General features: G+C 72.3%; 6 protein-coding genes. 2 read left to right on the top strand and 4 right to left on the bottom strand.

From position 1 onward, the window contains the following. The coding region (locus tag DMH12_RS36895) for a hypothetical protein (protein WP_399190157.1) at positions 1-681 on the bottom strand (681 nt) is incomplete at its 3' end. 192 nt (positions 682-873) lie between these two features. Here DMH12_RS36895 and DMH12_RS36890 point away from each other — a divergent pair. Continuing rightward, positions 874-1,278, top strand: a complete 405-nt coding sequence (locus tag DMH12_RS36890) for a hypothetical protein (protein WP_125495652.1) — start codon at positions 874-876, stop codon at positions 1,276-1,278. Positions 1,279-1,362: 84 nt separating this feature from the next. Here DMH12_RS36890 and DMH12_RS36885 read toward each other — a convergent pair whose 3' ends face one another. From DMH12_RS36885 to deoC, 3 genes are read right to left on the bottom strand one after another with little or no spacing between them, the layout of a single operon-like run. Next, positions 1,363-2,256 (bottom strand): aldehyde dehydrogenase family protein, encoded by an 894-nt coding sequence (locus DMH12_RS36885; RefSeq protein WP_185832759.1) that lies wholly within the window; start codon positions 2,254-2,256, stop codon positions 1,363-1,365. Continuing rightward, complete coding sequence (locus DMH12_RS36880) at positions 2,249-3,685, bottom strand: aldehyde dehydrogenase family protein (protein ID WP_122615921.1); 1,437 nt, start codon at positions 3,683-3,685, stop codon at positions 2,249-2,251. Before DMH12_RS36880 ends, DMH12_RS36885 begins: the two co-directional genes overlap by 8 nt. A 5-nt stretch (positions 3,686-3,690) precedes the next feature. Next, positions 3,691-4,674: a deoxyribose-phosphate aldolase gene (gene deoC / locus DMH12_RS36875; RefSeq protein WP_125495651.1), complete on the bottom strand. Its 984-nt coding sequence runs from the start codon at positions 4,672-4,674 to the stop codon at positions 3,691-3,693. Positions 4,675-4,801: 127 nt separating this feature from the next. On the opposite strand from deoC, the gene DMH12_RS36870 reads away from it, so the two are divergent. After that, positions 4,802-5,249 (top strand): PH domain-containing protein (locus DMH12_RS36870; RefSeq protein ID WP_148107584.1); only part of this gene is annotated, 448 nt, incomplete at its 3' end.

Below are 5,249 nucleotides of genomic sequence, written 5' to 3'. Positions count from 1 at the left end.
CGGCGGCGGAAGGTGGTCACCGGCCCGCGGCTCAGGCACAGGGCGTCGGCCAGCACGCCCAGTTCCCGGCAGCGCGTCACCAGCTCGGCGGCGAAGATGCCCTCCGCGAGGAACAGCGGCGTCCGCCAGTCGCCCCATAGCCTCGTCGCGGTCGCACGCGTAGGCGCCCAGCGCCGTCTGCCGGGCGATGACCGACCGTTCCTGCCGCATCAGCCGCCAGCCCCTGCGCAGCAGGAACGGCACGGACTTGCGCCCCTCGCGCAGATCCCGCACGAAGCGGCGGCGGAAGGTGGTCACCGGCCCGCGGCTCAGGCACAGGGCGTCGGCCAGCACGCCCAGTTCCCGGCAGCGCGTCACCAGCTCGGCGGCGAAGATGCCCTCCGCGAGGAACAGCGGCGTCCGCCCGATGTCGACCGCTTCCGCGCCGGTGCGGGCGCTCAGCGAGAGGTCGTAGACCGGCACCCGGGTGCGGCCCGTGCGGCACAGCTCCGCGATGGCGGCGACGGCCGCGTCCGCGTCCCACGACCCGGGATGGTCCCAGTCGATGTCGGAGCTCTCGGGCACCGTCGGCAGCGTCGGGTCGGTCCCCTCCTTGTAGAAGTCGTCGAGGCGCAGCACCGGGAGACCGGTGCGGGCCGCGAGGAGGGACTTGCCGGAGCCGGAGGGGCCGCAGAGCAGCACGACTCGGGTCGGTATGGGCGGATGGGAGCTCACGGGACACCAGTCTGAGGCATCCCCCGACCGCCGTACGACCCCGCGGGTGGACTTTGCAGTGCGCGTCACATCTCGGTGGCGTTGTGCGGTGACCTGATCGCGGTGTGCGCTGTTATCAGGGCAGTCCGTAGCAATCCACACCAAGAGGTGGCAGCAGGCATGGCCCGACACGCGTCCCCCCGCACCCCGCACGCACAGCGCGCCCTGGTCGCCCTCGCGACCGCCGGGGCCGCCTTGGCGGCAGGAGCGGCGACGGCTTCCGCGGACAGCGGTGAGACGATCGCCGGCCTGGCCCACACCCGCCCCACGTCGCTCGGCAACATCGACCCGCAGGCCGGGGCCGAGGCCCTGACCGGAACCGTGGGTTACGTCACCGGGCCGGTCTCCGACCTCAAGCCCAACCCGCTGGCCGGCACCGGCGTCGACCCGCTGGACAACGGCGTCGGCACGCAGGTCGCCGACTTCCAGCCGCTGACCTCGACCGCGCTGACCGGCCCCGTCGCCCAGGCCGAGTCGCTGGGCGCCGTGCCGGTGCTGGGACGGGCGGCGCGACTGCTGGGCTGACACGCCCGCACGCGAAGAGCCGCGCCTTCCCCGGACGGAGGGAGGGCGCGGCTCGCTCTCGGTGCGCGCGGTGCCGCGGCTGTTTCAGTACGACGACCCGGACGCGCCCAGCGCGCCCGTCGGGTGCCAGACCGTCTTCGTCTCCAGGAACGCCGTCATGCGGTCGGTGCCCGGTGTCGCGGACCAGTCCGCGTTGTCCACAGCCTGTGGACGCAGGACGCGCTTGAGGTTGTCCGCCGCCGCGGTCTCCAGCTCCTTCGCCAGCGCCTCGTCGGCGCCCGCGAGGTCGATCGCGTTGACGTCCTGGTGCGCGGCGAGCGGGGCGGCGATCTCCGCCGTACGGCCGGAGAGGACGTTGACCACGCCGCCGGGGAGGTCGGAGGTGGCCAGCACCTCGCCGAGGGAGAGGGCGGGGAGCGGGGACTTCTCGCTCGCGATCACGACCGCGGTGTTGCCCGTCGCGATGACCGGGGCGACGACCGAGACCAGACCCAGGAAGGACGACTCCTGCGGGGCCAGGACGGCGACGACGCCCGTCGGCTCCGGCGAGGACAGGTTGAAGAACGGGCCCGCGACCGGGTTGCCCCCGCCCACCACCTGGGCGATCTTGTCGGTCCAGCCCGCGTACCAGACCCAGCGGTCGATCGCCGCGTCCACCTGCGCCGCCGCCTTCGGCTTCGACAGGCCCTCGGCGCCGGCGACCTCCGCGACGTACTGCTCGCGGCGGCCCTCCAGCATCTCGGCGACGCGGTAGAGGATCTGCCCGCGGTTGTACGCCGTCGCGCCGGACCAGCCGCCGAACGCCTTGCGCGCGGCGACCACCGCGTCACGGGCGTCCTTGCGGGAGGAGAGCGGGGCGTTCGCCAGCCACTTGCCCTTTGCGTCGGTCACCTCGTACACCCGGCCGCTCTCGGAACGCGGGAACTTCCCGCCGACGTACAGCTTGTAGGTCTTCAGCACATTGAGTCGCTCAGACATCGAGGTACGCCTCCAGGCCGTGGCGGCCGCCCTCGCGGCCGAAGCCCGACTCCTTGTAGCCGCCGAAGGGCGACGTCGGGTCGAACTTGTTGAACGTGTTGGACCAGATCACACCCGCGCGGAGCTTGTTCGCGACCGCCAGGATGCGCGAGCCCTTCTCCGTCCAGATGCCGGCCGACAGGCCGTACGGGGTGTTGTTCGCCTTGGCGACCGCCTCGTCGGGCGTGCGGAAGGTGAGGACGGACAGGACGGGACCGAAGATCTCGTCCCGGGCCACCGTGTGCGCCTGGGTGACGTTGGTGAACAGCGTCGGCGCGAACCAGTAGCCGGAGGACGGCAGTTCGCAGGCCGGGGACCAGCGCTCGGCGCCCTCCGCCTCGCCCTGGTCGGCGAGGGCGGTGATCCGCGCCAGCTGCTCGGCCGAGTTGATCGCGCCGATGTCGGTGTTCTTGTCCAGCGGGTCGCCGAGGCGCAGGGTGGCCAGGCGGCGCTTGAGGGAGTCGAGCAGCTCGTCGTGGATCGACTCCTGGACCAGCAGGCGGGAACCCGCGCAGCAGACCTGGCCCTGGTTGAAGAAGATGCCGCTGACGATGCCCTCGACGGCCTGGTCGATCGGGGCGTCGTCGAAGACGATGTTGGCGCCCTTGCCGCCCAGTTCGAGGGTGAGCTTCTTGCGGGTGCCCGCGACCGTGCGCGCGATCTCCTTGCCGACGGCCGTGGAGCCGGTGAAGGCGACCTTGTTCACGTCGGGGTGGGCGATCAGCGCGGCGCCGGCGCGGCCGTCGCCGGTGACGATGTTGACCACGCCACGGGGCAGGCCCGCCTGACGGCAGATGTCCGCGAAGAACAGCGCGGAGAGCGGGGTCGTCTCGGCGGGCTTGAGGACGACCGTGTTGCCGGTCGCCAGCGCCGGGGCGATCTTCCACGCCAGCATCAGGAGCGGGAAGTTCCAGGGGATGACCTGGCCCGCGACGCCCAGCGGGCGCGGGTTCGCGCCGTAGCCGGCGTGGTCGAGCTTGTCGGCCCAGCCCGCGTAGTAGAAGAAGTGCGCGGCGACCAGGGGGAGGTCCGCGTCGCGCGTCTCCCTGATCGGCTTGCCGTTGTCCAGGGTCTCCAGGACGGCCAGCTCGCGGCTGCGCTCCTGGATGATCCGGGCGATGCGGAAGAGGTACTTCGCACGCTCGGCGCCGGGCAGCGCCGACCACTTCTCGAAGGCCTTGCGGGCGGCCTTGACGGCCCGGTCCACGTCCGCCTCGCCGGCCTCGGCGACCTCGGAGAGGACCTCCTCGGTCGAGGGGGAGACCGTCTTGAAGACCTTGCCGTCGGCGGCCTCGGTGAACTCGCCGTCGATGAACAGGCCGTACGACGGGGCGATGTCGACGACCGCGCGCGACTCCGGCGCAGGTGCGTACTCGAAAACAGGTGCCATGGTGATCAGTCCACCGTCACGTAGTCGGGGCCGGAGTAGCGGCCGGTGGCCAGCTTCTGGCGCTGCATCAGCAGGTCGTTGAGCAGCGAGGAGGCGCCGAAGCGGAACCAGTGGTTGTCCAGCCAGTCCTCGCCCGCGGTCTCGTTGACCAGGACCAGGAACTTGATCGCGTCCTTGGCGGTGCGGATGCCGCCGGCCGGCTTCACGCCGACCTGGACGCCCGTCTGCGCGCGGAAGTCGCGGACCGCCTCCAGCATCAGGAGGGTGTTGGAGGGCGTGGCGTTGACCGCGACCTTGCCGGTCGAGGTCTTGATGAAGTCCGCCCCCGCCAGCATGCCGAGCCAGCTGGCGCGCCGGATGTTGTCGTACGTCGACAGCTCGCCGGTCTCGAAGATGACCTTGAGGCGGGCGGAGGTCCCGCAGGCCTCCCGCACGGCGGTGATCTCGTCGTACACCTTCATGTAGTGCCCCGCGAGGAACGCCCCGCGGTCGATGACCATGTCGACCTCGTCCGCGCCCGCGGCCACGGCCTCGCGCACGTCGGCCAGCTTGACGGCCAGCGAGGCGCGGCCCGCCGGGAACGCGGTGGCGACCGAGGCGACCTTCACGTCCGAGCCGGCGACGGCCGCCTTCGCGGCGGGCACCATGTCGGGATAGACGCAGACGGCCGCCGTGGCGGGGGCCGTGCGGTCGGTCGGGTCGGGGCGGACCGCCTTCGCGCCGAGCGCCCGGACCTTGCCGGGGGTGTCCGCGCCTTCCAGCGTCGTCAGGTCGACCATCGAGATGGCGAGGTCGAGGGCGTACGCCTTCGCGGTGGTCTTGATGGAACGGGTGCCGAGCGAGGCGGCGCGCGCCTCCAAGCCGACCGTGTCGACGCCGGGCAGTCCGTGGAGGAAGCGGCGCAGCGTGCCGTCGGACGCGGTGACGTCGGCGAGTCCGTGTGCGGATGCCGCGGGTGCGGCGGATGCGGCGGGTGCAGTGGTGGGCATGGTCACCAGGCGAGCATATCTACGCGCGTAGCGGCTGTACAGTCCCGGGCGCTCATTCGTCCTGGCGGCATCGCCCATGAGCGTCCCGGCGGCCGTCGGCGACAACCGGTCGTGCACAATCGGCAGCATGACGACCCCGGATCCCCAGTCCCCCTCGCCGCAGCCGCCGGTGCCCGCGTCCAAGGACCGCGTCTACCGCTCGCCCGCGGGCATCGCCGGTGGCGTGCTGCTGCTCGCGCTCGCCCTGTGGCTCGGCATCGACGCCGTCGTCGCGGGCGAGGGGCGCACTCCGTGGACGGCTGCCGCGGCGCTGCTCTTCCTGGTACCGCTGATCGCCGCCTACACGGTGCGGCCCGCCGTCTTCGCCGGCGACGACCGGATGCGGGTGCGCAATCCCTTCCGCGTGATCGTGCTGCCCTGGGGGCAGGTCGAGTCGTTCCGGTCCGCCTACTCCAACGAGGTCTTCAGCGAGGCCGGCGACAAGTACCAGCTGTGGGCCCTTCCGGTCTCGCTGCGCGGGCGCAAGAAGGCGGCCCGGCAGGAGTCCCGGCGGGTCGCCGGGGGCGGCCGGGGGC

It is taken from the genome of Streptomyces sp. WAC 04229 (assembly GCF_003947455.1).
Classification (GTDB): domain Bacteria; phylum Actinomycetota; class Actinomycetes; order Streptomycetales; family Streptomycetaceae; genus Streptomyces.
The sequence above is the reverse complement of the archived record's forward strand: the minus strand, read 5'-3'. Positions and strand labels throughout refer to the sequence as shown.

Coding starts and splice junctions, on each gene's coding strand:
- DMH12_RS36890 (WP_125495652.1), top strand. CDS start 874: ATGGCCCGACACGCGTCCCCCCGCACCCCGCACGCACAGCGCGCCCTG.
- DMH12_RS36885 (WP_185832759.1), bottom strand. CDS start 2,256: ATGTCTGAGCGACTCAATGTGCTGAAGACCTACAAGCTGTACGTCGGC.
- DMH12_RS36880 (WP_122615921.1), bottom strand. CDS start 3,685: ATGGCACCTGTTTTCGAGTACGCACCTGCGCCGGAGTCGCGCGCGGTC.
- deoC (WP_125495651.1), bottom strand. CDS start 4,674: ATGCCCACCACTGCACCCGCCGCATCCGCCGCACCCGCGGCATCCGCA.